1 protein-coding gene is annotated in these 1,190 nt (G+C 74.7%); it reads right to left on the bottom strand.

Annotation, left to right across the window (positions count from 1 at the left end):
* The coding region (locus tag BST12_RS32565) for a PGRS repeat-containing protein (protein ID WP_342746518.1) at nt 1-1,190 on the bottom strand (1,190 nt) is incomplete at both ends.

The following is a 1,190-nucleotide window of genomic DNA, read 5'->3' on the forward strand; positions in this document are numbered from 1 at the left end:
CCACCGGCCCCACCGAAGTAGCCGCCGACCCCACCGTTGCCGCCGTCTCCGCCGATGCTGCTGCCTTGGCCGCCACTACCGCCTGCACCGCCGGTGCCGAACAGCCACGTGTTGCCGCCCGCACCGCCTGCCCCGCCGACGCCGCCGGCGTTGTATCCACCGGGTCCGCCGGCCCCGCCAAGGCCGAAGAGCCTGCCGGCTCCGCCGGCGCCGCCGGTTGTGGTCCCGTCGCCGCCGGCCCCGCCCGCGCCGCCGGAGCCCATGAGCAGGCCGCTAGCGCCGCCCGTTCCGCCGTTGTGGCCGGCAGCGCCGGCGCCGCCGTTACCGCCATTGCCAATCAGAATTCCACCCGGCAGGCCGTCCGCTCCCGTGCCCGGCGCGCCGTTGATGCCGTTGCCAATCAGGGGTCGCCCGAACATTGTCTGAGCCGGTGCATTGATAAGGCCGAGTGCCGTTTGCTGCACCGGGGAAGCGGGTGCCGGCATGGTGCCGTCTCCGTTGAACCCAGCCGCGCCGAGCAGCATGCCGCCACTGCCACCAGCGCCGGCGTTACCCGTGGCGGTACCTGTTCCGCCGGCGCCGCCATTTCCGCCATTGCCAATCAACTTGGCCGCCCCGCCGGTCCCGCCATGACCGCCTTCGGCTGGTGCGGAGGCACCACCGGTACCGCCATTACCGCCATTGCCGATCCATCCGCCAGTGCCCCCGGCGCCGCCGTGGCCGCCGGTGCCGTCGGAGCTGAAACCACCGACGCCACCCGCTCCGCCGGAACCGTAGAGAATGCCGGCGTTTCCGCCGGACCCACCGGTTCCGCCCTCGCCGACGGAGGTGCCATTGCCCAGTGCAGACCCGCCCTCGCCGCCCGCGCCGCCGGAACCGGCAATCGCGCCGGCGTCTCCGCCGTTGCCGCCGGCCCCGGCGATGTGGGCACCTTGCCCACCGATACCGCCGGAGCCTCCGCTACCGATCAGTGCCCCGTTTCCGCCGGCCCCGCCTGCCCCGCCCGCGACGAGGCCACTACCGCCAGTGCCGCCGGTTCCGCCGGTGCTGAACAGCCCGCCGGTCCCGCCAGACCCACCATGTCCGCCCGTGGTGATGCCCAGCGCGCCGGTGCCGCCGGTGCCGCCGGGGCTCAGCAGCCCGCCGCTCCCGCCGGCCCCGCCGTCCCCACCTGGACCTAGGTAACCGAC

The organism is Mycobacterium angelicum (genome assembly GCF_002086155.1).
Classification (GTDB): Bacteria; Actinomycetota; Actinomycetes; order Mycobacteriales; family Mycobacteriaceae; genus Mycobacterium; species Mycobacterium angelicum.